The 25,698-nt window shown below is 45.2% G+C and carries 25 protein-coding genes and 1 tRNA gene; 14 read left to right on the top strand and 12 right to left on the bottom strand.

Annotated elements, in window-relative coordinates:
• Positions 1 to 106: 106 nt before the first annotated feature.
• The 3 genes from HF322_RS05440 to HF322_RS05430 all read right to left on the bottom strand — a co-directional run bounded on the left by HF322_RS05440 (position 107) and on the right by HF322_RS05430 (position 1,784).
• Positions 107 to 466 (bottom strand): SirB2 family protein, encoded by a 360-nt coding sequence (locus HF322_RS05440; RefSeq protein WP_169392399.1) that lies wholly within the window; start codon positions 464 to 466, stop codon positions 107 to 109.
• Positions 467 to 481: 15 nt separating this feature from the next.
• On the bottom strand, positions 482 to 811 hold the full coding sequence (locus HF322_RS05435; protein ID WP_169392398.1) for a BolA family transcriptional regulator: 330 nt from the start codon (positions 809 to 811) through the stop codon (positions 482 to 484).
• Positions 812 to 971: 160 nt separating this feature from the next.
• Positions 972 to 1,784: a M48 family metallopeptidase gene (locus HF322_RS05430; RefSeq protein ID WP_169392397.1), complete on the bottom strand. Its 813-nt coding sequence runs from the start codon at positions 1,782 to 1,784 to the stop codon at positions 972 to 974.
• A 494-nt stretch (positions 1,785 to 2,278) separates the two neighbouring features.
• Between HF322_RS05430 and HF322_RS05425 the strand changes: the two genes are divergently transcribed.
• Positions 2,279 to 2,354 (top strand) — tRNA-Gly (locus HF322_RS05425).
• 222 nt (positions 2,355 to 2,576) lie between these two features.
• On the opposite strand, the gene ggt is transcribed toward HF322_RS05425, so the two are convergent.
• Entirely contained in the window at positions 2,577 to 4,343 is a 1,767-nt protein-coding gene (ggt, locus tag HF322_RS05420; RefSeq protein ID WP_169392396.1) for a gamma-glutamyltransferase, read from the bottom strand.
• Positions 4,344 to 4,483: 140 nt separating this feature from the next.
• Positions 4,484 to 5,164: a DUF421 domain-containing protein gene (locus HF322_RS05415; protein ID WP_169392395.1), complete on the bottom strand. Its 681-nt coding sequence runs from the start codon at positions 5,162 to 5,164 to the stop codon at positions 4,484 to 4,486.
• Between the two features lie 227 nt (positions 5,165 to 5,391).
• Between HF322_RS05415 and HF322_RS05410 the strand changes: the two genes are divergently transcribed.
• Positions 5,392 to 6,183: a glucose 1-dehydrogenase gene (locus HF322_RS05410; RefSeq protein WP_169392394.1), complete on the top strand. Its 792-nt coding sequence runs from the start codon at positions 5,392 to 5,394 to the stop codon at positions 6,181 to 6,183.
• Between the two features lie 116 nt (positions 6,184 to 6,299).
• Here HF322_RS05410 and HF322_RS05405 read toward each other — a convergent pair whose 3' ends face one another.
• The gene (locus tag HF322_RS05405; RefSeq protein ID WP_375138530.1) at positions 6,300 to 6,614 is read right to left on the bottom strand and encodes an Mpo1-like protein; all 315 of its coding nucleotides are present in this window, start codon (positions 6,612 to 6,614) and stop codon (positions 6,300 to 6,302) included.
• Between the two features lie 166 nt (positions 6,615 to 6,780).
• Between HF322_RS05405 and HF322_RS05400 the strand changes: the two genes are divergently transcribed.
• On the top strand, positions 6,781 to 7,899 hold the full coding sequence (locus HF322_RS05400; protein ID WP_169392392.1) for an RNA-guided endonuclease TnpB family protein: 1,119 nt from the start codon (positions 6,781 to 6,783) through the stop codon (positions 7,897 to 7,899).
• A gap of 161 nt (positions 7,900 to 8,060) precedes the next feature.
• Here HF322_RS05400 and pnuC read toward each other — a convergent pair whose 3' ends face one another.
• Together pnuC and nadR are read right to left on the bottom strand one after the other, a co-directional pair.
• The gene (pnuC, locus tag HF322_RS05395; RefSeq protein ID WP_169392391.1) at positions 8,061 to 8,810 is read right to left on the bottom strand and encodes a nicotinamide riboside transporter PnuC; all 750 of its coding nucleotides are present in this window, start codon (positions 8,808 to 8,810) and stop codon (positions 8,061 to 8,063) included.
• A gap of 65 nt (positions 8,811 to 8,875) precedes the next feature.
• On the bottom strand, positions 8,876 to 9,946 hold the full coding sequence (gene nadR, locus HF322_RS05390; RefSeq protein ID WP_169392390.1) for a multifunctional transcriptional regulator/nicotinamide-nucleotide adenylyltransferase/ribosylnicotinamide kinase NadR: 1,071 nt from the start codon (positions 9,944 to 9,946) through the stop codon (positions 8,876 to 8,878).
• 491 nt (positions 9,947 to 10,437) lie between these two features.
• Between nadR and HF322_RS05385 the strand changes: the two genes are divergently transcribed.
• The 4 genes from HF322_RS05385 to HF322_RS05370 all read left to right on the top strand — a co-directional run bounded on the left by HF322_RS05385 (position 10,438) and on the right by HF322_RS05370 (position 14,578).
• Positions 10,438 to 10,674: a PspC domain-containing protein gene (locus HF322_RS05385; protein WP_169392389.1), complete on the top strand. Its 237-nt coding sequence runs from the start codon at positions 10,438 to 10,440 to the stop codon at positions 10,672 to 10,674.
• 358 nt (positions 10,675 to 11,032) lie between these two features.
• The gene (gene glyQ / locus HF322_RS05380) at positions 11,033 to 12,082 is read left to right on the top strand and encodes a glycine--tRNA ligase subunit alpha (RefSeq protein WP_223193184.1); all 1,050 of its coding nucleotides are present in this window, start codon (positions 11,033 to 11,035) and stop codon (positions 12,080 to 12,082) included.
• 9 nt (positions 12,083 to 12,091) lie between these two features.
• Positions 12,092 to 14,215 carry a glycine--tRNA ligase subunit beta gene (gene glyS / locus HF322_RS05375; RefSeq protein ID WP_169392388.1) on the top strand — a complete coding sequence of 708 codons (2,124 nt, stop codon included), beginning with the start codon at positions 12,092 to 12,094 and terminating at the stop codon, positions 14,213 to 14,215.
• Between the two features lie 102 nt (positions 14,216 to 14,317).
• The gene (locus HF322_RS05370) at positions 14,318 to 14,578 is read left to right on the top strand and encodes a hypothetical protein (protein WP_223193183.1); all 261 of its coding nucleotides are present in this window, start codon (positions 14,318 to 14,320) and stop codon (positions 14,576 to 14,578) included.
• A gap of 6 nt (positions 14,579 to 14,584) precedes the next feature.
• Here the strand turns inward: HF322_RS05370 and HF322_RS05365 are convergent, their stop codons facing one another.
• The 3 genes from HF322_RS05365 to HF322_RS05355 all read right to left on the bottom strand — a co-directional run bounded on the left by HF322_RS05365 (position 14,585) and on the right by HF322_RS05355 (position 15,641).
• A complete protein-coding gene (locus HF322_RS05365; RefSeq protein ID WP_169392387.1) occupies positions 14,585 to 14,953 on the bottom strand; it encodes a cell division protein ZapA in 369 nt (122 codons plus the stop codon).
• Positions 14,954 to 15,027: 74 nt separating this feature from the next.
• The gene (locus tag HF322_RS05360) at positions 15,028 to 15,471 is read right to left on the bottom strand and encodes a hypothetical protein (protein WP_223193182.1); all 444 of its coding nucleotides are present in this window, start codon (positions 15,469 to 15,471) and stop codon (positions 15,028 to 15,030) included.
• The gene (locus HF322_RS05355) at positions 15,468 to 15,641 is read right to left on the bottom strand and encodes a hypothetical protein (RefSeq protein WP_169392386.1); all 174 of its coding nucleotides are present in this window, start codon (positions 15,639 to 15,641) and stop codon (positions 15,468 to 15,470) included. Before HF322_RS05355 ends, HF322_RS05360 begins: the two co-directional genes overlap by 4 nt.
• Before the next feature lie 123 nt (positions 15,642 to 15,764).
• Here HF322_RS05355 and HF322_RS05350 point away from each other — a divergent pair, with 123 nt between their 5' ends.
• From HF322_RS05350 to HF322_RS05325, 6 genes are all read left to right on the top strand, one after another.
• Complete coding sequence (locus HF322_RS05350) at positions 15,765 to 16,418, top strand: UPF0149 family protein (protein ID WP_169392385.1); 654 nt, start codon at positions 15,765 to 15,767, stop codon at positions 16,416 to 16,418.
• A gap of 113 nt (positions 16,419 to 16,531) precedes the next feature.
• Positions 16,532 to 17,062, top strand: a complete 531-nt coding sequence (locus tag HF322_RS05345) for a nucleoside deaminase (protein WP_169392384.1) — start codon at positions 16,532 to 16,534, stop codon at positions 17,060 to 17,062.
• A gap of 70 nt (positions 17,063 to 17,132) precedes the next feature.
• Entirely contained in the window at positions 17,133 to 18,368 is a 1,236-nt protein-coding gene (gene argE, locus HF322_RS05340; protein ID WP_169392383.1) for an acetylornithine deacetylase, read from the top strand.
• A 184-nt stretch (positions 18,369 to 18,552) separates the two neighbouring features.
• Positions 18,553 to 19,260: a LysE family translocator gene (locus HF322_RS05335; protein ID WP_169392382.1), complete on the top strand. Its 708-nt coding sequence runs from the start codon at positions 18,553 to 18,555 to the stop codon at positions 19,258 to 19,260.
• A gap of 594 nt (positions 19,261 to 19,854) precedes the next feature.
• Positions 19,855 to 21,069, top strand: a complete 1,215-nt coding sequence (locus HF322_RS05330) for an RtcB family protein (protein WP_169392381.1) — start codon at positions 19,855 to 19,857, stop codon at positions 21,067 to 21,069.
• A 39-nt stretch (positions 21,070 to 21,108) separates the two neighbouring features.
• The gene (locus tag HF322_RS05325; protein WP_169392380.1) at positions 21,109 to 21,315 is read left to right on the top strand and encodes a hypothetical protein; all 207 of its coding nucleotides are present in this window, start codon (positions 21,109 to 21,111) and stop codon (positions 21,313 to 21,315) included.
• 92 nt (positions 21,316 to 21,407) lie between these two features.
• Here HF322_RS05325 and miaB read toward each other — a convergent pair whose 3' ends face one another.
• On the bottom strand, positions 21,408 to 22,856 hold the full coding sequence (gene miaB / locus HF322_RS05320; RefSeq protein WP_169392379.1) for a tRNA (N6-isopentenyl adenosine(37)-C2)-methylthiotransferase MiaB: 1,449 nt from the start codon (positions 22,854 to 22,856) through the stop codon (positions 21,408 to 21,410).
• A 452-nt stretch (positions 22,857 to 23,308) separates the two neighbouring features.
• Between miaB and HF322_RS05315 the strand changes: the two genes are divergently transcribed.
• On the top strand, positions 23,309 to 25,309 hold the full coding sequence (locus tag HF322_RS05315; protein WP_223193199.1) for a lytic transglycosylase domain-containing protein: 2,001 nt from the start codon (positions 23,309 to 23,311) through the stop codon (positions 25,307 to 25,309).
• Positions 25,310 to 25,698 lie beyond the last annotated feature (389 nt).

Raw genomic sequence — 25,698 nt, 5'->3', positions numbered from 1 at the left:
AAAAAAAACGGTCTGCTTTTTAATTCAAAAACGCAATCATCATTAACATCTTGATATTTTAAGGGAATTACCATAGTGATGATAGGGGATCGTACTAAAATCCCACTTAAAATAAATTTCCCGGTTTTACAATTGCCAAAACCACAATGCCGATATAGGCAACGGCTGCAATAAAAATCCCCATTCGGCTTTGTGAAGCGGTTGCGGTAGGCTTAAACGCTTTTAAGCTTGCGCTAATGGCAGCAATAAACAGCGCCAATTTGGCAATGACCCACTGGATGGGTGCATGAACGCTTAACAGTTGAATAAGCAGCCAAGCACCACTCACCAAAATCAGCGCATAAACGATATGATTGGCGATTTTAACGCCGCGAGCAGCTCGAGATTGTTTGCCTAAAACCAAGAAGCTTTGATAAATAAATAGCGCAATCACCACGACGGCAAGCAGCATATGAAAATGTTTCATTGAAAATCCTTACGATTAGACGTTTTTACCGGCGCAGTTCGGGCTTGGAATGTCTTGATTTTGCCACTCATCGGGGCTAAAGGCATGGATGGCAAGCGCGTGGATGCTGCCGCCTTGAGCGGTCAGTAGGGGCGCGGCTGCCTGATAAATCATCTGATGGCGCGCCACCAAGCGCTTATTGGCAAAGTCGGGGCTGACGATGGTCAATTTAAAATGGCTTTCTTTACCATCAAAATAGCCGGCATGACTCATTGACTCATTGACAATATCCACGTAAGACGGCGATAGCCCTTTAAGCGCCTCATTTAGCGCAAAGGCGACCGGTGCAGTAGCTTGCTCGATCATGGCAAAATATTCCTAATTAATAATACGATTAACAAAATTAAGTCATTAAAATAATCGCTATTATAGCAAAGCAAAAGCGTCAACGCCGCTGCCAAAATCTGCTCAAAAAAAAGCGCAACCTTTAATTGCGCTTTTCTTCTACTAGGTGTTAAGGCTTTAATTAGCGGCGTGCTTTTTGATAAAGCGGCACAACTTTTGGCATGAGCGATTGCAGTTGGGCAATTCGGTTGTTGCTGCTTGGGTGGGTGCTTAAAAATTGTGGTGGCTCGCCTTGACTTGCGCGCTGCATTTTTTGCCAAAGGGTGATGGCAGCTTGCGGGTTGTAACCGGCGCGTGCCATCAATTCTAGACCAATATCATCGGCTTCGGCTTCTTGAGTTCTGCTGTGCGGTCGGCTGAGTCCCAAGTCCCCTGCAAGCCCTGCCAACTGAGCTTGGTTTTGCGATAAGCCAAAGATTCCGGCTGCAACGCCGATTCCGGTTTGCGTGGCATACTCACGCGATAGGCGCTCACGCGAGTGCTCACGCAAGGCATGCGCCATTTCGTGACCCATAATCGCCGCAATTTCATCATCGCTTAGATTCAAGCGATCAATAATTCCGGTATAAAACATCACCTTACCGCCGGGCAGAACAAAGGCATTTAAGTCATTAGACTTGATGGTATGAACTTCCCAATTCCACTTTTGCGCGTCCGGACGATAAACGCCAGTTTGCGCAACTAATCGGCTTGCGATGCCTTTTAAACGGTTCACTTGAGCTGCATTGGTGTCCAAAACGCCGCGAGCGCGCGCTTCTTGCAGACTTTTATTATAGCTTTGCTGCGACAGTTGTAGCACCTGCTCACTTGATACCAAAAGCAGCTGCTGGCGATCGACCCCAATTGCGCCTGCGCCTGTGGTGCTTGAGCAGCCCGTTAACGTCATCGCGGATAGGGACGTTGCCATTACCGCCGTCAAAAGCGTTTTTTTCATAAAATCCTCACTAACAATATAAAATGCTCGCAGTCAAAGGCGTTGATCGCTTAAGCAACTTAAGCTTACTGACAAGCAAATAAAAAAGAAAACCAAAATTATCGATTGACGCTTAAACGGGCTAAGATGATAGCCAAGAAGATTATAAAAGCGTTAATATCGATAGGTAAGACAGATGATCGACTTGATGGCACAAAGTATAATAATGATTATTGCCAAACACTAGACTACGCAAAGTAACAATCTTACGCAGCTTTGTAAGTAAGCTTATAAACTGTCGAGCGCGCGTTACTTTAGGTAAACTTCAAAGCTTATGGCAAATAAATTTATAAAAATTTTTATTTATTAAAAACAATGTTTTATCTCAGAATAGCGTTTTTTAGCTTATTTTTTTAAAAATTATCGCAAAAAAGCGTTGACAGAAAAATAAATGCTGCTAAAATAGCCAACCTATCAAGACAGCATTACTTCAAAGCAGTAAGCACTTGACTTAAGCGGGATTAGCTCAGTTGGTAGAGCACGACCTTGCCAAGGTCGGGGTCGAGAGTTCGAGTCTCTTATCCCGCTCCAAATTCTAAAAAGCCTCACAGTATTGTGGGGCTTTTTTTTGTTTAAATTAAAGGTTTGCAAAGATTAATGGTTAATCTAACGATATCAAAGCTATATGGGATATAGAGTTCGTTACCGCTAATCCGCTTTATACTCACTAAAAAAATAGGCTAAGCATTCTGCCCAGCCTATCAAGTTATCAAAACTCGCTTATAACCTAAGTTCCCTTATAACCTAATTCACTTAAAATCCAAGCGTTTTACCATCCGGATTGCGCGGATCAGAATAGCCATAAAATCCTGACTTATCTGCTTGGATGATTTGAACGCGACCCATCGGCGCTTTTTGAGCGACTTTATAGCCTTGGCGTTCAAGCAATTTGATAGTGTCGGGGCTGATACCGTCTTCAATTCGCAATTCATCCGGAAGCCACTGATGATGAACGCGCGGGGTCACAATCGCTTCAGCTGGATTCATGCCGTGGTCAATGGTGTTGGTGATGGTTTGGAGCACCGTGGTGATAATCCGCGCCCCACCAGGACTGCCGGTCACAAGCCAAGGTTGATTGTCTTTTAGCACAATAGTTGGGGTCATGGATGACAGCGGTCGTTTTTTGGCGGCAACGGCGTTGGCTTCTCCGCCAACCAAGCCAAAAGCGTTTGGCACGCCCGGTTTTACCGAAAAGTCATCCATTTCATTGTTCAGCAAAATTCCAGTACCGTCAGCAACGATGCCAGTGCCAAAGTTGAGGTTCAGCGTATAAGTGACTGCAACGGCATTACCGGCTTTATCCATCAAGGAGTAATGCGTCGTTTGGTCGCTTTCATAGCCTTGTGGTTTGCCAGGTTTGATATCGCTTGAAGGTCGCGCTTTGGTAGGTGAGATGCTATTGACCAAATCGCGAGCATAGCGCTTTGAAATCAGCCCATTGATCGGAATTTTTACAAAATCAGGGTCGCCCAAGTATTCTGAGCGGTCAGCGTAAGCCAACTTCATAGTTTCAGCAAGGGTGTGGATGCCTTGAGCGCTGTTAACGCCGTAGTCTTTGATAGGGTAGTTTTCAAGCATGTTGAGCATTTGCACGAGGTGGATGCCGCCTGAGCTTGGTGGGGGCATGGTGGCGATTTGATAGCCGCGATAGTTGCCCTCGATCGGCTTTCGCTCAACGACGCGGTAGTTTTTTAAATCCTGCAAGGTCATGATGCCGCCGTGTTTCGCCATCTCGCGGCTGATTTTTTTGGCAATATCTCCTTCGTAAAAGGCTTTTGAACCTTGACGGCTAATTAAGCGCAATGAGGCTGCCAAGTCTTTTTGGATTAGGCGGTCACCGGCTTTTAGCGGTTTGCCATTTTTAAAAAAGATGGCTTTGGTGCTGTCCCATTTGCCAAGATTTTGCGCTTCCTCTGCTAAAGTATCGCCAAGAACGTCGCTGATAATAAAGCCTTGATCGGCCAAAGTAATGGCAGGGGCAATGACTTTAGATAATGGCATTGTTCCCCATTTTTTTAGCGCATATTCCATTCCGGCGACCGTTCCGGGGACACCGACTGCGTTATGTGAAAACAGCGATTTGCCATCGATGACGTTGCCTTTGGCGTCCAAATACATGTCCTTATTGGCGGTGATGGGCGCCATTTCACGAAAGTCTAAAGCGATATTTTTGCCCGTTTTGGCATCGTGAAGCACCATAAAGCCGCCGCCGCCGATGTTGCCTGCGTTTGGTAGTACGACCGCTAACGCAAAGCCAACGGCAACGGCGGCATCAATGGCGTTGCCGCCTTGCTTTAAAATGTCTAAGCCAACTTGCGTTGCCAAAGCTTGTTCGGTGGCGACCATACCGTTTTTGGCATAAATGGGATGAAAAATATCATTGCTGCTGTCGTAACGCGCGGCGGCTTGCTCGGTCGCGCTTGTGGGCGTTAAGGCAAAGCTTAGCGGCGATAGCGCAAGGCTTAACGCTAAAGTTAAGCTTGCCAAAAAGCGCGGTTTATGGTGTGGGTTATCAGTCATCGTTCATCATCCTTGATTTAGATTTTTGAAGTTTTAATTCGTTATTAACCTATCGTCCTTTACGTTTTTGATTACTGCCTTTTGAGTTTAGGGAATATCGTATTTGTTGTCCACAAATCAAAATAAATTATTAAAAATAGTTAATCCACGATCTTATTATCAAGTGCTTTTGCCCAGCCTGCAGCTTTCTTGCAACGCGGACAAAGCGCATGAATTGAGGCGATTTTTTCAATGTGACCGCAGTGCATACAAGCGTAATGCTGATCGGGATGAATGCGGGTTACTTTTTGATATTCATGCGGAAAAATCGGTAGCCCAAAGCAAACCTCGTCATCTTCAAACAGCAAAATGCTAAACTCGCCATCGGTTTCAAGCAGCCCCACTTCAACTTGACCCAAATGCCGGATGCCTTGTTGGCGCATTTCTGCAAAAAAGTCATCATTTGACATCGTGCCGCCGCTGACTTCCGAAAGCACCAAAACCCCATTTTTAACGATATAGGTCGGCTCACCTTCCAAAAGATGCTCGATGGGTTTAAATCTCATCGTCAGCCACGTGCAAAGATGATACAAGCCAATCACTAAGCTCATGATGAGCAGCGCTTGAATCAGTGGCAAATCCTCGGTGAACATAGGATCACCTGCAATCGAGCCAAGCGACACAATAATGACCAATTCAAAAATCGACAGCTGACGGATGCCGCGCTTGCCCGTAAATCGCAAAAATAAAAACACCATGGAATACATGATGATGGTACGAATGACGATCTCGGCGGCAAATTCCCAAGTGGTGTCATAAATAAAAATGTCAAACCAATCCACAAATATCCTCATTAATGCAAATTTGATGACCGCTTATTTTATCGTTGAAGTTACAAATCTTTGAAATCACAAAATTGTCAGTTACAAAAAAATAAGATTGTCGTCATTATAAGTTTAGGTTAAGCCAGCATAATAGAACAGAGTTTAGTAGAAAAAATCCAAAGGTTGGTAGCGATTTCGTCTATCAAAACCTCACTATAATTAGTTATAAATAATAAGGATAAGCTATGGTCAAGTTTCAACATAAAAATTTTAATGAACTGTTTGATTTGTCAGGAAAAACCGCAATCGTAACTGGCGGCGCAAACGGTATTGGTAAAGCTACCGCGCTGCGACTTGCTCAAGCAGGCGCGGATGTGGTCATTGCCGATTTAAAGCTCACCGATGCTGAAAAAGCGGTTCAAGACATCGAAAGCTTTGGCGTTAAAGGTCTTGCCGTTGAATGCAACATTTTAAAAGATGAAGATTTGGTTGCCCTTGTTGAAAAAACAGTCGATACCTTTGGAACGGTTAATATTTTGATTAATAACGCCGGCGGCGGTGGCGGCGGTCGCGAAAATCCGTTTGATATTACCATTGATGACTTTCGCCGCGATTTTGAATTGAACGTCTTTAGCGCTTGGCGGTTGAGCCAACTTTGCGTACCGTATATGAAGCAGTCTGGTTACGGCTCAATTGTGATCACCACCTCAATGTCGAGCATCGATAAAAGCCCGAATATGAGCGGCTATGGCTCATCAAAAGCAGCAGTTAACCATATGGTTGAAAACTTGGCTCACGACTTTGGTCCTGAAGTCCGGATCAATGCTGTAGGGCCGGGAGCGACGCGAACCGACGCCCTGCGCTCCGTACTCACGCCCGAAATCGAAAAAAGAATGCTCTCGCACACGCCGATTAAGCGCTTAGGCGAGGCGGACGACATTGCCGGCGCGATGCTATATTTTGCCGCGCCAATTTCTGAGTGGGTCAGCGGTCAGATTCTTTTTGTGAATGGCGGCGGCGTGCAAACGCTTGAATAAGGTTTGTTTTGGTTAAATAAAAAGGCAGGTAAATAAAAAGGAAGGTAAATAAAAAAGCGCGGACGGTCATCATTTGCAAGTCGGCGCTTTTTTATATTTTGAGTTTTATTTTGAATTTAAGCTGACTTTTCTTTTTTCTTTGCTATCAAGCTGTTGGCAACCCAAGCAGGACCAATGAGCAAAAATTGTAAATCTTCAAAAAATGACGGTTTTTTACCTTCGATTTTATGACCGATAAACTGCCCGATCCAAGCGATCACAAAAACACCTGCCCAAAATTTAAACCCAAGCGACATCAAAGCAAGCACCGATAAGCAAATGAGCATAAAAATCCCCATCGCTAAAAATAGCGGGGTGGACAGCTTAATATAAAACAGTAATACCAGCGCGCTGAGCACCAGAGTGAACCAAACCGAAAGCGACATTCCCATTCCCAAAATGCTCACAAAAATGGTCGGAACGCAAAGCCAGTGGATTTTTTTATCCAAAGTCGCTGCAAAACCATGCCTCTCTAAGCATGGATATCAGGCGACAGCCGTTGACGTTTAAAGCAACTTTAAGCTTGCTAAGACTCACTAAATCTAGCAAACTAAAACCATGAAAACTCTTAAACTTCGACTTAAAGACAAACACGCACTGCCGCTTAACCAGCTAAGCGGCACGGTTAACTTTGTTTGGAACTACGTCAATGAGTTGAGTTTTAAGCATTTACAACGAGCTGGAAAGTTTTTTAGCGCTTACGATTTAGCAGAATACACCAAAGGCTCAGGCGAGTATTTAGGGTTGCACTCACAAACTATTCAAGCAATTAGTGAGACTCATGCCAAAAGCCGAAAGCAGTTTAAAAAAGCCAAATTAAGATGGCGAACCAACAACCCTAAATCAAGCAAAAAAAGCTTAGGTTGGATACCGTTTAAAAAGTCAGCGATTAAACATTTAGCGACAAGGCAAAGTGGTAAAAAATCCCTTAAATCAACTATCCAATTAAGCTTAGCCAAAGGTCAAAAGCTGATTGTTGAATTGTTTGACAGCTACAATTTAAGCCTATACCAAATCAACACCCTTGAGCTGGTTCAAGATGCAAGGGGCAGATGGTACGCTTGCATCACGGTCAAAGCCAAAGCTCAAGCTGACGCCAAAGTCCAAAGCGGCAAAGGTCAAGTTGGCATTGATTTAGGAATTAAAGAAGCAGCGACTACCTCAGATGGTCAAACTCTCACCATCAAACAAACCCAAAAATGGGCGGCAAGATTGGCAACGGCTCAGCGCGCTAACCACAAAAAGCGCGTAACCGCCATTCACGCCAAGATTAAAAATACCCGTAAAGACTTAATCCACAAATTCACCACCAAGCTTGTGCGTAATAATGCCTTGATTGTGGTTGGTGACGTAAAATCAAAATCATTCACAAATAAGAAAACCAATCTTGCTAAATCGACTTACGATGCAGGTTGGTTTGAGCTCAAACGGCAACTGGATTACAAATGCAAGCATGCAGGTTGCCATCTTGAGATTGTGAATGAAGCTTACACCACCCAAACCTGTTCAAGCTGTCGCCAAATCAGCGATAGTAGTCCGAAAGGTAGAACAGGTTTGCGAATAAGAGAATGGACTTGTGCTGAGTGTGGCACACAAAATGACCGCGATATTAATGCGGCAAAGAACATTCTTGCGGCAGGGCTTTGCCGTCTAGCAGTAGGAATCCCCTCTCTTTAGGGAGGGGAGGAAGTCAATGATGCCATTTTGATGACTGATGGCATAATCAGCAAGCCAAGCTTCAAGGCTTCGTTTACTTTGGCGTGACATATAACCTCCTTGTTAAGTTGCGATGTTTAATCTGCTTGTCTTGTATCTCAGATACTTCTGTTATCTCACAATCAGACCGGATTTGCCAAGGCGTTTTGTTCGCTTCGGTGCCATTCATAAAGCCCAACGATGGCGTTAATTTGATAAATTATTGTTTGAATCGCAAAGATGTAATTTCCCGACATCAAGTTGACAATCAACCAAACAAAATTGACCACAATCCAAAGCCACCAGTTAAACGAATAGCGCAAAATCATAGCCGCTTGGGCGGTGATGGACAGCACAAAGGCAATGACGTTAATCCAAAAAAATGAAATAAACCCTAAAAATAAGCTGCTATCGTCTTCAATCACCGCAAAGCCGTATTTGGCAAGCAGCGCGTTAACGGTTGGAAATAGTAGCAGCCCAATGATAATAAAGCTTGCGGTCACCAGCCAAACCCATTTATTGGCGGACTTGGGAACCATATCGCCATCGCTATCGGTATGCTTTGACCAATAAAATAGCCCGTAAGCGTGGGTAAAAAAGTTAAAAAGTGGCGCAAGCATCAATCCAACCGCGCCTGAGGTGGCTTGAACGACAACTTCACCCGCTGTTGCTGCCATACCAAAACCATTTCCCATAACGTTTTTGCGAAATGACAGCGACACCACGCAAATAAGACCAATGAACGAGACGATTAAATAAAACCAATCCAGCGCTAAATGCTCCGTTGTCACCCAAAATCCGGCAGAAAGCGCCAAAACGCCGCAAATAAACCAAATGATCATCCACGGCGTTGCCCATTTTCCAGTAATGTTGTCCAAAAGCTGAATTTGCATAAATAGTGTTTCCTTTTTTTATTATTTTTAAACTTTATGATTCTTAAACGTAGTTATTTTTTACCCTATTTTTTTAAAACATACTTGTCGATAAAGGCAATGGCTTCATGATATCGCGCATCATAATCTGGCTTATCAATCAGATACGGCTTAATTTGATGGCGCTCAAAAATATTCAATAACCGCTGCTCAAAGCGCGTCCGTGCGTCCAAACTGCCAAGCGAGCGCATCCCATCGGCAACCCAAAGCGTGTTGTTGTCCAGCATAATGGTAAAATCAAGGCAAAATTCATCAATGCAAGCCGCCAAAAATGGATGAGTTCGACCTTCGTACTCTTCGCAAAAAGCTTGCGTGGTCACAAAATCGGTATCCACAAAGGTGATAGGAGCGGTGGCATTGGCGCGAGCCTCGCGGATAGCGTTGGCATGATTGAGCGCTATTGGCGCGTAATCGCTATATTGCAGCCCCGTCTCACGACCGCCCAAATCCGTACCAACGTAAAGTCTGCCCATTTCAAGCGCCAAACTTGCGCCATAATAATTGGCAAGCTTATAAACGAGCGTAGTTTTTCCTGAGCTCTCCCCACCGACAATCGCCACAGTTTTGGTATAGTCACGGCGAGCTACCGGATGAATGGCGTCCCAATTCGCAATTGGATTTTGGGCGATGGCTTGGGTGTCAAATTCCGGCTCGTTTGGTGTGGTTATTATTTTTAAAATAAGGCTTGGGGCAATGTCAGGCTGCGCAAGTGGGTGGGATTCAGCGGTAAATAATACGCTATCAGGCGGTAGCGCTAACGTCTCAATCACGAAGTTGAGCTTTTGGTTGGTCAATTCAATATTAACGCTTGTAGCATTTTGCGGCTCGTGAACGGGCAGCTCAAGCGAGTCCAAAATACGAATCTGGATAAATGGCAACTCCGCGCAAGCCATCTGTAGCCAGCGCGCTTTATCTTGTAGCGTGATATTAAAGTCAGGATGCGGATTTGGTTGCGGGATAATGACTACATAAAGGTTCTTACAAATCCCAGCCGCCGCCAAAATACTGCGCAGATGACCTAAATGCAGCGGCTCAAAAACTCCTATAAAAATCCCCGAATCGACCATAATTTTTTCCTTTTTAATTATTCTTGTCATTGTTTTAGGCAAATGATTTATTTTAGCGCATAGTAAAACGCTTGTTGAGCGCTTGCAGGTGGCATATTGTAATTGAGGGGCGAGCTTTGATAGCAAAATGTCATCAATCACCACTTTAGCTTTAGTCAAAGATTTTACTTTAAATGAGAATCACTATTTTTTATAACTCGACAAAAAATAATTAAGAAATATCAGCGCAACAAAGCCGATTCTGAAACATTTTGAAATATCATTGTAAAATCAGGAAGTTACCAACAAAAATGACAGGTTAATGCAAGTTTATGTAGCATAAACTCACAAACTACTCCTAGAGCATCAACAGTTAATCGTCAATTGCTTGTTATACTAAGTCTTAAGTTGATTAAGCAATTAACCACAGTTAATAAACAAGTTATTTTTAAGACCGTAATTTTATAAGCGTTAATTGGTGGTAATTAAGTTGATGACAATTGAATCGAAATTAATAAGTTGAGATTAAAAGGACGGCAGCATTGGCAAAGTTAGTAAAACTTCATCGCTCAAGGAACAATCGCTTAATAGCAGGCGTTATGGGCGGGATTGCAGAATATTTCGGTTGGTCGCCGATGTGGGTTCGTATTTTGTTTGTGGTGGTGTCTTCCATGAGCGTGGCAGTTCCAGGAATTTTAATTTATATCATCCTTTGGATTGTGATGCCAAACGCTTCGGCAGATTCCTACCAAGATCGCTATCAGGACAATCGTTATTAGTCAGTGAAATGACTGATTAGTTAAATTATAAAAATAAAAAATAGCAGTTTTAAGCTAAAAAAATAAGAAATAAAAAACAAAAAGCCTGATGCAACAGGATGACCGCAATACTCTTTTCCTCCTGCCCAGATGTTTACGCATCTGGGTATTTTTTTTGCTTTTTTCATGGCGGATGGTTCTGCTAAAAGTTTTTTGGCGTGAAATAGCCGCAAATATGGAAAATTGGCGCGATTTTTAGTAAGGTGAGCTTGGACAATCAGATTGGTTTGGTAAGCTCTTTGAGGTTGATCAAAAGCTTTTTGGCAAGCTGATCGGTTGGTTGATTTTTTATTGGTTTTTTATTCACAATGGCGTTTTTATGACATCCCAAAACATGGCATCAGACATCGCATCAAAAACAGCATCGCCCTTGAGCTTTCAAGATTTAATTCTAACGCTGCAAAATTATTGGGCGCAAAAAGGCTGCGTGGTGCTTCAGCCTTACGATTTGGAAGTGGGGGCAGGAACGTTTCATACGGCAACGTTTTTGCGGGCGCTAGGTCCCGAGCGCTGGAACGCCGCTTACGTTCAGCCATCGCGCCGACCAACGGATGGCAGATATGGCAATAACCCCAACCGCTTGCAGCATTATTATCAGTTCCAAGTGGTGCTAAAGCCCAATCCGCCAAACATTCAAGAGCTGTATTTAGGATCGCTTGCGGCGATTGGCATTGATCCATTGGTTCATGATATCCGCTTTGTTGAGGACAACTGGGAGTCGCCAACGCTTGGCGCTTGGGGGCTTGGTTGGGAGATTTGGCTCAACGGCATGGAGGTGACCCAGTTTACCTATTTTCAGCAGGTCGGCGGTCTTGAGTGCTTCCCTGTCACCGGTGAGATCACTTACGGTCTTGAGCGCTTGGCAATGTATGTTCAAGGCGTGGACAGTGTTTACGATTTGGTTTGGGCGGATGGCGAGTTTGGTCGGGTCACCTACGGCGATGTGTTCCATCAAAATGAGGTTGAGCAATCGACTTATAACTTTGAGCATGCCGATATTGCCAAAATGTTTGAGCTGTTTGATTTTTATGAGGCGCAAGCGGACAGCTTGGTCAATAAAGAGTTGCCATTGCCAGCGTATGAAATGGTGCTTAAAGCCTCGCACGCGTTTAACCTCCTTGATGCTCGCGGCGCCATTTCGGTCACCGAGCGTCAGCGCTTTATTTTGCGGGTTCGGACGCTGTCGCGAAAAGTAGCAACTGGCTATGTGAAAGCTCGAGCGAAATTGGGCTTTCCGTTAGCAGATGATGCTCATCGCCAAGAGGCTTTAAATAAGTACTTGCCAAAAGAAGACGACAGCAGCGATAAAGAAAGTAGCGCTCAAGAAAACAATGTCAAAACCAAAACCAATCAAAAAGTAAGTAACTAGGAGCAGCCCATGAGTACCATTTTATTTGAATTGGGGTGTGAAGAGCTGCCACCAAAAAGCCTAAAAACCCTTCGTGATGCGCTAGCAAACAGCGTCACTGAGCAATTAACCGCCGCCAATATCGCTTTTGATGAAGTTAAATCATTTGCTGCGCCGCGCCGTCTTGCGCTACAAATCTTTGGCGTAAGTGATAAACAGCCCGACCGAACTGAGCAAAAACGTGGTCCTGCGATAAAAGCGGCATTTGATAATGAGGGTAACCCAACGCGAGCAGCCATAGGATTTGCTAAAGGTTTGGGGATTGAGGCAAGCGATTTAATCACCATTCATACCGATAAAGGCGATTACGTGGGCTTTGAGCAAACCGTTCACGGTCAGGCAACCACTGAGCTTTTGCCAAATATTTTTCAAACGGCTCTGGATAATTTGCCGATTGCCAAACGCATGCGCTCAGGCGCGAACAAAGACGAGTTCGTCAGACCAGTAAAATGGCTCGTGCTTATGCAAGATGACGCTATTATTCCGGCGACCATTCAAGGGCTCACCTCAGGACAAATGACCGACCAAGGCTGGGAGACTGGAAGCCGAACGCTAGGTCATCGCTTTCATTCGCCAGACGCGCTTGAAATTAATCATGCCAATGAGTATGAAAACGTTCTTGAAACTGCCAAAGTCATTGCTGATTTTGACAAACGCCAATCGCGGATTTACAACCAAGTTAAAGCGCTCGCGACTGAGGTTGGTGCAGAACCGATCATTCCGCAAGATTTGCTTGATGAAGTGACCGCGCTGGTTGATTTCCCCATCGCCCTTCGCGCAAGCTTTGAGCCGCGCTTTTTGCAAGTGCCGCAAGAGGCGCTCATTTCCACCATGCAAGCCGACCAAAAGTATTTTTGCTTGACCGATAGTGATGGCAAATTGCAGCCGTATTTTATTTTTATTACCAATATTGAATCTAAAGACCCGCGCCAAATTATCAAGGGCAACGAAAAAGTCGTTCGACCACGCTTGGCGGATGCGGAGTTCTTCTTTTTACAAGACCAAAAGCAGCCTTTAGTTACTCTGACAGGAAGCTTAAAATCGCGCATTTTTCAAGAGCAATTGGGAACGATTTGGGATAAATCTGAGCGCGTGGCAAAGCTTGCGGCGTTCATTGCCAACTTATTGCAAGAGCAAGGTCTTGAGATCAGCATTGACGATACCGTTCGCGCGGCGATGCTTGCTAAAGCAGATTTGGCAAGTACGTTGGTGGGCGAGTTTCCAGAATTGCAAGGTATTGCTGGCACGTATTACGCGCGCTTAAATGGCGAAACCGAAGCAGTTGCAGCTAGTATTGAAGAGCAATATTTACCTAAGTTTAGCGGCGATGCGCTGCCAAAAACGCCGGTTGGGATTAGCTTGGCATTAGCTGATCGCATTGACACGTTGGTTGGGATTTTTGCGATCAATCAAGCGCCAACAGGGTCAAAAGACCCGTTTAGCCTTCGCCGAGCCGCCATTGGTATTTTGCGCATTTTGATTGAAAAGCAGTTGCCAATTAATTTGGTTGCCTTGGTTGAGCAAGCCATTAAAAATTATGCGCAAAGCAACCCTGCGCTTATGCCAACTATGGGCGACACCTTTACTCAAGTCATGGCGTTTTTAAACTCACGCTATCGGGCGATGTACACCGAGCAAGGCGTCAATGTCGAAACGATCCAAGCCGTTCAAGCGATCAATCCGCACATGCCGCTTGATTTTGACCAACGTATCCGCGCCGTTCAAGCTTTCAGCCAGTTGCCGCAAGCCTTGCGATTAGCCGATTCAAACAAACGCGTGGCAAACATCTTGGCAAAATCGGAAACTTCGGTAAACGATAGCGTTAATGAAGCCTTGTTAACCGAAGCGGCTGAAAAATCGCTGTTTGCCGCCGTAAACCAAGCGAAGCAATCGGTAGCACCACTGCTAGAAACTGCCGACTACACCGCGATTTTGCAGACGCTTGCCAGCCTTGATACGCCGTTGACCGCGTTTTTTGATCACGTGATGGTTAATAGTGATGATGATCAGCTAAAAAACAACCGCTTAGCGCTATTAAAGCAAGTTCGAGCGCTGTTTTTAACCGTGGCGGACATTAGTGAGCTGCAAATTTAACAGTTTATTTTAGCAAAGTACGTCAAAAAACTGGCTTTTTATGCCAGTTTTTTGGTTAAGATAAGTGTGAGTCGGCAACAGTTTTTATAAAAGGAGCAAGTCATGGGCGCGGTCATTTTAGTGATGGTAATCACATTTGCGGCAATGTGGGGCTTTTTTAAGTTTATGTACCCAAAGCCGCCGCAAAGTTTGATGCCAAAAAAAGGCGATGTCATCACCCCGCGCGAGTGCAATTTTTGTCATAACCAATTGGCAGAGTATCGCGGCGTTTTGGAGCCAACAGACCATAGTGCGACGCCGCTATTTTTTTGCAATTATGAGCACCAATCCGACTATCATGCCGGCAAAACCTATCAACCATAACTGATATTATTTTGCTTTATTATCCGTGTTTTGAAGCATCGATTCGGCATCGTCAATGAGTTTATTCAGCAAGTTTTCGGACTGCTGATTGCTGTTTTTGGCATGATTGGCAGATTTTTCTTGATGGCTGATTTTTTCAAATAAGTTTAAGCACGATAAGACCAGCAAGTTTTCTTGACTGATATTGGGTGCGCTATTTTTGATGTCCATGGCAAAGTTATTGATGTAGTACACAGCAGAGCGTAAGTCCTCTTCTTCATGAATCGGGCACATCACGCTATAGCGAACGCCGGCAATCATGATATCGACTTTTTTAAGCTGCGGCTGCTCGGTGCTGTCTTTTTGTTCTACATTTTGGTTGAGTGGGTCGGTCATAATGAGTCCTAAAGTAAATCAGTCATAAAGTGAAACGCGAAATAAGCTAACTAAATACGTTAACAATGCAGCGATCAGGCGTCAGCTTGATCAATGATAGTTAAGCGGTTGAGTACCACTTGGGTGCGCTCAGCGGCGAGGCGATTTTTTTCTTGCAGCTCGCTGTTTTGTTGAGACAGCGCCTCACATTTTTGGGTTAACGCTTGGTTTTCGGTTTCAAGCTTTTGGTTATGCTCTTGCATGGTCGCCAGTTGTTTTTGCAAGCTATCTTGCTCGCCGCCTAGCATTCGGTGCGCTTCAGCCAGGCTTTGATAACGCTTGTTTAATTCATCGAGCCGTTTTTTATAGCCGTTTAATTCAGCCATGCCGTTGTTGAGCTGATTTTTAAGGGCAGTCAGCTCTTTTGGGTTGGCAACGGGTTTTTGTTTAAGCCGCGCCAACTCATCGTTTTGTTGAGTGTGCTGCTGCTTTAATTTTAAAATGAGAGTCTCGAGCGTTTGCAGTTTGTCATACATCATGAATTGTGACCTTGAATAAAAAAGGAAGATAAAAAGCAGTTGCCGCAGCCAAGCCAAACGGCTTTTGGTAAGGCGCGATTAAGATTAGAATGCCACGGCAAGTGAATCAGGTTGAGCGGCTGTTTAATAATGCCATAGGTGACCACATAATAGCTATATGGTGGCGACAATTTGCTGACGATGGCTTATTTTTGTTGCAAGAAAAAGTTGCCGACGGTTTGGCTTGATTTTGGCATTATAGAATAAAGCTTTTGCAAATTTGATATTTATTTACTAAGTAAGGGTACATTAAGATGAATGATAACATTTCTGGCTGGAATGATTGGCAGATAGCGATTGAAGATTGGAGCGATGTGAGTATTAGCGAGCTTCATGGCTTAATGACGGGGCTGATGACAGTTTGCCATGCGCCTGATGAGGCGGTTTGGGCGCAGGTGCTTGAGGAGTTAAGCTTTGCGCCATTGCCAGAGGCGGCGCTTACTTTGCTAACTGAGGAGGCAGAAGATACCGTTTTTCAATTAAAAGACCAAGATGAGGCTTATGCGTTCTCCCCACTCGTTCCCGATGATGAGCACGATTTGCTTGAGCGCATTTTGGCGTTAAAACAATGGTCAAATGGCTTTATGACCGGCTTTGGGGTCAGTGATTGCCGAATCAGTGCCGATGAAAATGAGATGCTGTCCGATTTGGCAAAAATTGGCGCGATTCGCTTGGAAGATGAGGATGATTTTGAGGGCGGCGAGGAGTCGTATTTGCAGTTGTTTGAATTTGCGCGGATGGTTCCGGTAAGCCTTGCCACCCGAAAACGCAAAGCGGTGAAAGAGTTGTCATTAATTGCAGGGCTTGCTATGGACGCCAAAACGGCAAAAGAGCGCGAGGCGGAATTGAACGTTGCTAAAGCCATACCGCCAGTGAGTGACCTGATGAACCAACAACGACCGTCTTAAGCGCTACTTATAACGTCATGATAGGTTATTGGATAAGTTTCATGGTAGAGTAAGATTTTGCGACTCAAAACAACCACCAAAACTCAAAACAATAACCAAAAAAGGAAGTCATGATGAGCAGCCACGTTCAAGAAAAGAATACTGTCCAAACGCCCCAGTTAACCGATGACGACATGAACCATTTGCGCCGCTGTGTTGAGCTTGCTCGCGAGGCACTTGAAGCAGGCGATGAGCCGTTTGGCAGCGTCCTTGTCAGCGCTGAGGGTCGCGTACTTCGAGAAGATCGTAACCGCGCCCAATCAAAAAATCCAACCTATCATCCCGAGATTGCCGTGGCACGATGGGCGGCGGAAAATATGTCGGCAGCTGAGCGTAAAGACGCCGTGGTGTTCACCTCAGGGGAGCACTGCGCGATGTGCTCGGCCGCTCATGCTTGGGCGGGGCTTGGTCGCATCGTTTATATCAGCTCAATGGCTCAGCTTGATGAGTGGCTGGACGAGTTTGGCGCAACTTCCGGCTCACCGCTCAACAGTCTTGCCATCAATGACGTTGCGCAAAACGTTCCGGTCGAAGGTCCGGTTGAGGCGCTAGTGGCAGAGGTCAAAGCCCTGCAAAAACAAGCCGTTGCCAAGCAGCGCAGTTGATGGGATGCCATGGTTTAAAACTAACGGCGTATTTTAAGGCTTGATCTTGATGTTAAGTTAAGGAGTCATCATGACGTTAACGGTAAGTAATCACAGCACCATGTTGTCAAAAGCGCATGTTAGCGATTATCCCTCAGATAGCCTTGATTGGCTTGGGCGCTTGATTGGTTTTGATACCGTCAGCCGACATTCAAACCTTGCGCTGATTCATGACGTTCAAGGCTACTGCCAAGCGCTTGGGCTGGATACCACGCTTAGCTTTAATGATCAAAAAGACAAAGCCAACTTGTTTGTCACGGTAAAGGCAGGGATGCAGCAAGATATTGTTTCAGGCGGCATCGTGCTGTCAGGTCATACCGACGTCGTCCCTGTGGATGGTCAAAACTGGTCATCACAGCCCTTTAACGCGGTGGTTAAAGACGGCAAGCTGTTTGGTCGCGGTGCTTGCGATATGAAAGGCTTTATTGCTTGTTTGCTGACCCTTTTGCCAAAAGCGGTCGACTTATCCAATCAAGGAAAACTCAAAAAACCGCTGCATTTGGCATTGTCTTTTGATGAAGAGGTAGGCTGTTTGGGCGCGCCGCTGATTTTAGCCGATTTAAAAGCTCGCGGAATTCAGCCCGATTATTGTATCGTTGGTGAGCCAACCAACATGAAAATGGTCACCGCTCATAAAGGCATTGCCGTTTATCGCTGCCGAGTCCATGGCAAATCGGCGCATTCGTCTTTGACCAATCGGGGCGTGAATGCCATCAGCTATGCCAGCCGATTAGTCGCCTTTGTCGATGATTTGGCAGAAGATTTAAAATCGCGTGATGATATTGATGAAGTGTTTGACGTCCCGTTTGCCACCTTATCCGTCGGCACGATTTCAGGCGGAACGGCAACCAACATCGTCCCCAATTTTTGCGAATTTACCTTTGATTATCGCAATTTGCCGCACATGTCCCAAGACGATATCGTCATTCCTATTCAAAATAAAATTGCTGAGCTTAGCAAGCAAATGCAAGATCGCGCCCCTGAAACCAAGATTGAATTGCTTCAAGAAGAAGGCGTTCCGGCGATGACCGACCGCGACAGCAAAGCATTGCAAGACCTTATTGCCGCGCTTGTTGATGATGATCAGCGCCATAAAGTGGCTTATGCCACCGAAGGCGGTCAATTTACTAACGCTGGCATCCCAACCATCATTTGTGGTCCCGGCAGTATTGAGCAAGCGCATAAGCCGGACGAGTTTGTTGAAATCAGTCAAATCAAGCGCTGCGATATCTTTTTGCAAAAGCTGCTTGAGGGCTTAAGCGCTTAATCACAGATTTTCACGTTAAAAATAATCTGATTTTTGACTGTTATTTTAGTGATAAATTATGCTTTAATAGAATAAACACCGTCTTTATGGCGGTGTTTGCTTTTTTATCAATTTTTCATCTTATAGCTGATTGCTGATTGGCAGTGGTTATAGATTTTTAACCATAAAAAAATAGGGGCGCGTGATGTCTTGGCAGTGGTTTTTGGCGTTTTTTGCCAGTACGTTTTTGATTTCTGCCACGCCGGGTCCCAATATGCTGCTTGCCTTTCAATATGGTCTCAATTACGGCGTGAAAAAAACGCTTTGGACGCTGGCAGGATTGAGCGTTGGGCTATTTATATTACTGGTCGCCACACTTTTAGGGCTGGATGTCATCAGTCGCCAGTCGCCTTGGATTTTGCTACTGATTAAAGCGGTTGGCGGTATTTATTTACTTTATCTTGGAATTTCAGCTTGGCGGGATACGACGCCCTCAAGCCTTACTGGAGATGCCCAAGCGTTGGAAGAAGCGGTGAATAGCGAGGGCAATTTTGAGCCGGTTGCCAAAAGCGTTTCCGCTGCTGCTGTAAGCCAAGCCCCGCCGCCAAGAACCTTATTTAAAACGGGCGTTTGGGTGGCGCTATCCAATCCCAAAGCCATTTTATTTTTTGCTGCCTTTTTCCCTAAGTTTATCAATTTTAAAGCGCCACTTTGGTCGCAGTATATTGTGCTGACCATCGGGCTGTTTGTCAGTGAAACCATTTGGCAGCTGATTTACACCAGCGGCGGCAAAAAGCTGTCGGGCTGGCTTGATGTCGGCGAGCGGCTGCTTTGGCTCAATCGCGGCTGCGGCGTAATTTTTATGCTGATTGCGGCGGCGTTATTGGTTGAGGTTGCCGGAAATATTTTTTAAATCATTGTTTTTATGCCTAACAATAATACAGCGATGCTGGGATGAATTTTTTGCCGCCTCTGTGAATGAAATGAACAGCAAGCAAAAAAAATTGATACCAGTTGAGCGACTTTAGGAAATTTAAAACCTAAATCTAAATAATCATTGCTTAAGTGATTGAAATGCCTTATAATTGTTCATCCATTTTGCTAAATATCTTTTAATTTAGCAAAGCTATCTTTTACCCCGCTAGTTTTTCAAATTAGCCCAACCTAAGGAGGACTCAAAATGCCGCAATTAACGCCCGTAGAATTGTCATCGTTGTTGATTACAATCATGTTGGAGAACTCACTAGGATTTGGGTTCGCAAAATAATAAGTCCAAGCTTATTTTAATTGCTTGCTTATTTTCTTTTCCAACTGATTTTTTCAATTCCAAGACGATGTTGCGTTGGTTTATTGCTGTCGCAATAGCCAGGATTTTTTGTGGTCTTTTTTTGCTTAACTATTAATCGTTTTTTAATAAGTAGCCTGTAATCAATGGCATTTAAACGGTTAATGACACTAAAGTTTAATAAGCAACTTTTGACCCATCGTATAATGGAAATTTGAATCAATGAGTATTCAACTTATTTTAAATGAGTCCGGCAAGCAAGGCGTTCCGGTGAAAATCTTTACCAAAGACGTCGAGCAAGGCGCGATGAATCAGCTTTTTGCGCTCTCAAAGCTGGACTTTATCCACTCGCATATCGCGGTAATGCCGGACGTTCATTTGGGCATTGGCGCGACTGTCGGTAGCGTGATTCCGACCAAATCGGCGATTATTCCGGCGGCAGTTGGCGTGGATATTGGCTGCGGAATGAACGCGGTGCGCTTGTCCTTAAAAGCATTTGACTTGCCCGAAAACTTAAAGCCGCTACGACTTGCCATTGAAAGCGCCGTTCCGGTTGGCTTTGACTTTCATAAGCAAATCAAAGCCAAAATGTCGACCCTTGACCCGCTTGGCAAACGCTTAAAGCCAATTACCGATAAGCATGCCGGACTACTTAAAATGGTCAAAAACTTTGATCAAACTTGGGCGCGGCAGCTTGGGACGCTGGGTAGTGGCAACCACTTTATTGAGCTTTGTTTGGATGAAAACCAAGACGTTTGGGTGATGCTGCATTCAGGAAGTCGCGGGATTGGTAACGCCATCGGGCGCTATTTTATTAATTTGGCAAAAAAAGAGCAGCAGTCGCGATTTGGTCACGTTCCTGACCGCGATTTGTCCTATTTTGCTGAGGGTTCAAATAGCTTTGCCGATTATGTCGAGGCGGTCGATTGGGCGCAAGATTACGCGCTAGCCAATCGCCGCGAGATGATGGCGTTGGTGCTAAAAGCAATTAGTTCGCCAAAAGCAGGCTTGCCGCCATTTGTGCCGACTAAAGAGGCGATTAATTGCCATCATAATTATGTCAATGAAGAGCTGCATTTTGGTGAGCAGGTATTTGTCACTCGAAAAGGGGCGATTAGCGCCAACGCTGGTGAGCTTGGAATTATCCCAGGTTCAATGGGCGCAAAGTCCTTTATCGTTCGCGGTCTTGGCAACAGCGAGTCGTTTTGTTCGTGCTCGCATGGGGCAGGGCGCAAAATGAGCCGAAGCAAAGCGGCGCGCGTGTTTAGCGTCGATGAGCTTGCTAAGCAAACCGCAGGCGTTGAGTGCCGAAAAGACAAAGGCGTGATTGACGAAATCCCCGGCGCTTATAAAGACATCGACGAGGTGATGGCAAACCAAGCCGATTTGGTGGAAGTCGTCCACACGCTCAAGCAAGTCATGTGCGTGAAGGGCTAGTATCAATATAACAATAATAAATGTATAAAAGGAGGCATCATGAGCCTAAAGCAATCGCTCAAGCTTGCCCGTCAACTTGAGCAACAAAATTTACCTTTGCAGATCAAAGCAAGAAACGCCATCGCGCAAAATCCTTTGCTTAAAAAAGGCGGTGTTCATGATAAAGAAAATCCGGCGCAATTGACCCGTCGCCGCCGAAAAGCGGTGAAGTGTGAATTGCGCAAAACCAATTGGTTGGCGGATTAATTTGTAATTAATTTTTATAACAAAAAAGCCGTTCTAATTTAGAGCGGCTTTTTTAATTTGACGACTTTTTAAAGGTAAATTTAAAGCAAAATTTAAGCTAAAACTTCTTCAATTTCACCTTTGACCATATGCGGGCTGACAAAATCGGTGACGCGAACGCTGACGATTTTGCCAAGTAAGCTTTCCATTTCGTCCTCGGCGTACGGGAACATTACCGTTCGCGTATTGTCCGCCGTACCAATGAGGCAATCTGGATGGCGGTCGGCAATTTGCTCAACCAACACGCGAACGCTTTTGCCGACCATCTCATGAGTTTTGGCAAGGGTTGAGTCCACAATCACCTTTTGAAACGTCGCTAAGCGCGCTTTTTTGGTGGCAAAGCTAACATCATCCGGCAATTCAGCGGCAGGCGTTCCGGGACGTTTGGAATAAATAAAGCTGTAGGAATGGTCAAAATCCAAAGCTTTAGCAAGGTTTAACGTATCTTCAAAATCGGCATCCGTTTCCCCCGGAAAGCCGATAATAAAGTCGCTTGATAAATACAAATCAGGGCGAATGGCTTTGAGTTTATTAATTTGGTTGATATAAACGTCAATGGTATGGTTGCGCTTCATCGCTGCCAAAATCGCGTTTGAGCCGCTTTGAACCGGCAAATGCAAATGCGAGACCAGTTCTGGCAATTTAGCGTAAGCGTCGATAATGTCATCGGTAAATTCAAGCGGGTGGCTGGTGGTAAAGCGGATGCGCTCAACGCCATCGATGTGCGAAACGTAGTGTAAAAGCTCAGCAAATCGGCAAATGCTGCCGTCGTCTTTTTCGCCGCGATAGCCGTTGACGTTTTGACCTAATAAATTAATTTCGCGGATACCTTGAGCGGCAAGGGAGTCAATTTCGGCTAAGACATCATCAAGCGGTCGCGACAATTCTTCACCGCGAGTGTAGGGCACGACGCAAAATGAGCAATATTTTGAGCAGCCTTCCATGATGGAAACAAACGCTTTAAAGCCCTCAACGCGCGGCTCAGGTAAAAAGTCAAACTTTTCAATGCTTGGGAATGATACGTCAATCGTACCGATGCGGTTTTTTGGCGCGATGTCTTGCTGCTCTTGTGATTTATTATAAAGCTCAGGCAAGCGGTGTAAGGTTTGTGGTCCAAAAACCATATCGACATAGGGCGCACGTTTTTGGATATTGTCGCCTTCTTGGGACGCCACGCAGCCGCCAACGCCAATAACCAAATCAGGGCGTTTTTCTTTCAGTTTTCGCCAGCGACCCAATTCTGAAAACACTTTTTCTTGCGCTTTTTCGCGGATAGAGCAGGTGTTCATCAATAAAACGTCGGCTTCATCAATGTTGTCGGTCATCTCCATGCCGTGCGAGTCGCCAAGAACATCGAGCATTTTGCCCGAATCATAAACGTTCATCTGACAGCCTTGGGTGGTGACAAACACCTTTTTGGGTTTGGCATGACTTGCAGGCACGACCGCCGCTTCAGGGACAGCAGGAACATGTTGACGAGGGTCAAAGACGGAAACACTCATATTGGCATCCAATGGCTAACCGGCAAGGCAAAATCTTGCCACAATCAAAAATATAGGCGGCATATTTTAGCATAATTTGCTTTTAATGGGAAAAAATCCTAAAAAAGCAAGGCGTTAATTCACTTAAGGATTGCTAAAGGTATCAATTGCTTATCTTAAAAAATTGAGGCTCATTGGCAAAAGCTGATAGGTTAAGAAAATAATCTTTAGAAAATTGCCTTTTATCGCAAAATTATGACGGTAAGCTGTCCAAACGGCTATAAATCGGTAAGATAGGTGGTGATTGTATTAATGATTTAGTATGATGGTAAAAATGCCCAAGGTTCGGGCGCTATTATTATTGCTTGATTTTAAAAACGATTTTTTGAGAAAAAGAGAATTCAATGTCCCAACATCGCTTCGTTTCCAAGCCTGTATTGGCAAAACGCCGCTTTTTTCCGGCGAAAGTCGGCATGCTATCTGCTACGATTTTGGGCAGTTTAGGCGCGCTGCAAGTAGCTTGCGCTGACCCTGCGCCCGTCTATAATGGCGGCTATCAAGTGGACAGCAGCATCAACTATTTTAATGATGCCGCCCGCGCCGCTGACCGCGGTGATGTGGGGGCGCTGTTTAATTACGAGCAGCAGATGAGCGGCGGCTTATTTGCGATGTATCCAGCATATTGGCGGATGAATCTAAATTTGAACGCGCAAAGCTCGGCGGCAGTGTCGCAATTTGTCCGTCAATATCCCAACACAGTGATGGCAGAAAAGCTGGTTGCTGATTTTGCAGAAACCAAAGCAGCATCAGGGGATTATGCGTCTGTTCGGCAAGTTGCCAATTTGATTCATAATGCCGATGAGTCCGAGCGCTGCGCGGTGGCGCTTGGGTTTAATCACGGCGGTGATACCATGCGAGCGATGGCAGAAAAAAATAACGTTTGGCTTGCCACCAAAAAGCAGCCGGCGCTTTGCGATCAGCTAGCGCTTGAAATGAACAATAACGTGTTGATCAGCAACCAAGAACGAGCAGCACGCCTTAAACGAATGCTGCGAGCCGGCAAAACGGGCGACATTATGGCGCTGTCTAGCAAGCTTGGCGTGCCGATTGCCTACTCAGCCTTAAGCGAGATTCAGTTAAACCCAACCGGATTTATCAGCCGATTTAATACCCTGCCGCCAAGTCAGGTCAATCAATACCTGTACCTTTATGCTTTGGGGCGCATTGCCGACAAATCGTATCGCGAAGCCGCCGTTCAGCTTGATTTTGACATTAAACAAGACAATCAGCGCCAATCGCGATTGCTTAATGAGGACACACGCCGCTATGGCTACCGGATTTTGGGCTTTCAGCGCATGATGCACAACACCGATGACGGCTTTAATCGTGAAGCGGTCGATTGGTTTGCCAAAAGTTTGGACGATGACTTTAGCAATGAAGAAGCTGAGGAATATGCCAAAGCGGCGATCCGTTTTAGCCGCTGGAATGATGCGGTTGAAGCCATTGCGCGAATGGACACCGATTTGCAAAAAACCAGTCAATGGCAATATTGGTTGGCGCGATCTTATGAGCAATCTGGGGACGCTAAAAAGCGCGGCATTGCCAAAAAAATGTATCAGCACATTGCCAAAACGGATGATTATTATGGCTTAATGGCAAAAGATAGAGCGGGCTTGCGCTTTGATGTCAATTCAACCGGCGGCAGCAGTTTGCCCAATATCAGCGCAAGCGATCGCGCCCGCGTGCTGCAAGATCCGCATTTTGCGCGCGCTTTTGCTTTATATAATGCTGATGCCAGCCGAGCTTATGCCAACCGCGAATGGAACTGGGCGGTCAAAGTTGCCCGTGATAACCGTGATGACGCGCTCATTTTAGCTGCGGCTCGTCAAGCCCACGATTACGGCTGGCTTGATCGCGCCATCTATGCGGCAGATAACAGCTATAAAGCCAAAAACTTTGCGTTATCGCACCCGATGCCGCACCAAGATGCGGTCGTTCGCTACAGCCGCTCGGCAGGCATTGATCCGGCTTGGGCGTATGGCATCATGCGCCAAGAAAGCCGCTTTGTCACCTCCGCGCGATCAAACGTTGGTGCCAGTGGCTTGATGCAAATCATGCCGGACACTGCCAAATATATCGCTCGCAATTTGGGCGAGTCCTACAGCGCTGCCAATGCCAACAGCGGCGATACCAATATTCGCTACGGCACGTGGTATATGGGCGATATTTTAGGAAAGCTTGGCGGTCAACCTGTCCTTGCCACTGCAGGCTACAACGCAGGACCTAACAAAGCCAAACGCTGGCAGCCGGACTTTGGCTCACTTGCCGCCGACCAATACGTTGAGAGCATCCCGTATCCTGAAACGCGAAATTACGTTAAAAACGTCATGGAAAATGCCACTATTTACAGCAGCTTGCTAGGTCGCAATCAACCGATTTTACAGCGCATGGGAACAGTTCCGGCAGGATACTAATAAGCTTTATTTCTCTGTTTTTAATTCAGCCAATTGCAACCTTGCTGTTGGCTTTTTTATTGCAAGGATTTAAAGCATCGCTTTTGATCGTCGTTACGCGAAGCTTACGATTTTGCTATAGAGAATATTTCTTCATTTGCTACTATTGTTTTGGCAACAATTTCATTAGTTAGCGTCCATAATAATACTAAATATCTCTTTTTATTTGCGGTGGTTTTATTCTTGGTTTTTATTCAATAGGGTTGAATAAAAGCTGATTATTTACTGGCTTAAATCTAGGATTAGGCAAAGTAAAGGTGCTGGGTGAATAAATACTGAGCAAATGGCAACTGCCAATTTTTTAACAGTAAGCTTGTACGATTTGTGATGATTAAAAAAGGCGATGATTT

This window comes from Psychrobacter sp. MF31, from assembly GCF_012847335.1.
Classification (GTDB): domain Bacteria; phylum Pseudomonadota; class Gammaproteobacteria; order Pseudomonadales; family Moraxellaceae; genus Psychrobacter.
This window is presented reverse-complemented; position numbering and strand designations above follow the sequence as displayed.

What these genes read in the sequence shown, in the direction of transcription:
- HF322_RS05440 (WP_169392399.1), bottom strand. Translation starts at nt 466, where the DNA reads ATGAAACATTTTCATATGCTGCTTGCCGTCGTGGTGATTGCGCTATTT.
- HF322_RS05435 (WP_169392398.1), bottom strand. Translation starts at nt 811, where the DNA reads ATGATCGAGCAAGCTACTGCACCGGTCGCCTTTGCGCTAAATGAGGCG.
- HF322_RS05430 (WP_169392397.1), bottom strand. Translation starts at nt 1,784, where the DNA reads ATGAAAAAAACGCTTTTGACGGCGGTAATGGCAACGTCCCTATCCGCG.
- ggt (WP_169392396.1), bottom strand. Translation starts at nt 4,343, where the DNA reads ATGACTGATAACCCACACCATAAACCGCGCTTTTTGGCAAGCTTAACT.
- HF322_RS05410 (WP_169392394.1), top strand. Translation starts at nt 5,392, where the DNA reads ATGGTCAAGTTTCAACATAAAAATTTTAATGAACTGTTTGATTTGTCA.
- HF322_RS05405 (WP_375138530.1), bottom strand. Translation starts at nt 6,614, where the DNA reads ATGGGAATGTCGCTTTCGGTTTGGTTCACTCTGGTGCTCAGCGCGCTG.
- HF322_RS05400 (WP_169392392.1), top strand. Translation starts at nt 6,781, where the DNA reads ATGAAAACTCTTAAACTTCGACTTAAAGACAAACACGCACTGCCGCTT.
- pnuC (WP_169392391.1), bottom strand. Translation starts at nt 8,810, where the DNA reads ATGCAAATTCAGCTTTTGGACAACATTACTGGAAAATGGGCAACGCCG.
- nadR (WP_169392390.1), bottom strand. Translation starts at nt 9,946, where the DNA reads ATGACAAGAATAATTAAAAAGGAAAAAATTATGGTCGATTCGGGGATT.
- glyQ (WP_223193184.1), top strand. Translation starts at nt 11,033, where the DNA reads ATGACATCCCAAAACATGGCATCAGACATCGCATCAAAAACAGCATCG.
- glyS (WP_169392388.1), top strand. Translation starts at nt 12,092, where the DNA reads ATGAGTACCATTTTATTTGAATTGGGGTGTGAAGAGCTGCCACCAAAA.
- HF322_RS05370 (WP_223193183.1), top strand. Translation starts at nt 14,318, where the DNA reads ATGGGCGCGGTCATTTTAGTGATGGTAATCACATTTGCGGCAATGTGG.
- HF322_RS05365 (WP_169392387.1), bottom strand. Translation starts at nt 14,953, where the DNA reads ATGACCGACCCACTCAACCAAAATGTAGAACAAAAAGACAGCACCGAG.
- HF322_RS05360 (WP_223193182.1), bottom strand. Translation starts at nt 15,471, where the DNA reads ATGATGTATGACAAACTGCAAACGCTCGAGACTCTCATTTTAAAATTA.
- HF322_RS05350 (WP_169392385.1), top strand. Translation starts at nt 15,765, where the DNA reads ATGAATGATAACATTTCTGGCTGGAATGATTGGCAGATAGCGATTGAA.
- HF322_RS05345 (WP_169392384.1), top strand. Translation starts at nt 16,532, where the DNA reads ATGAGCAGCCACGTTCAAGAAAAGAATACTGTCCAAACGCCCCAGTTA.
- argE (WP_169392383.1), top strand. Translation starts at nt 17,133, where the DNA reads ATGACGTTAACGGTAAGTAATCACAGCACCATGTTGTCAAAAGCGCAT.
- HF322_RS05335 (WP_169392382.1), top strand. Translation starts at nt 18,553, where the DNA reads ATGTCTTGGCAGTGGTTTTTGGCGTTTTTTGCCAGTACGTTTTTGATT.
- HF322_RS05330 (WP_169392381.1), top strand. Translation starts at nt 19,855, where the DNA reads ATGAGTATTCAACTTATTTTAAATGAGTCCGGCAAGCAAGGCGTTCCG.
- HF322_RS05325 (WP_169392380.1), top strand. Translation starts at nt 21,109, where the DNA reads ATGAGCCTAAAGCAATCGCTCAAGCTTGCCCGTCAACTTGAGCAACAA.
- miaB (WP_169392379.1), bottom strand. Translation starts at nt 22,856, where the DNA reads ATGAGTGTTTCCGTCTTTGACCCTCGTCAACATGTTCCTGCTGTCCCT.
- HF322_RS05315 (WP_223193199.1), top strand. Translation starts at nt 23,309, where the DNA reads ATGCTATCTGCTACGATTTTGGGCAGTTTAGGCGCGCTGCAAGTAGCT.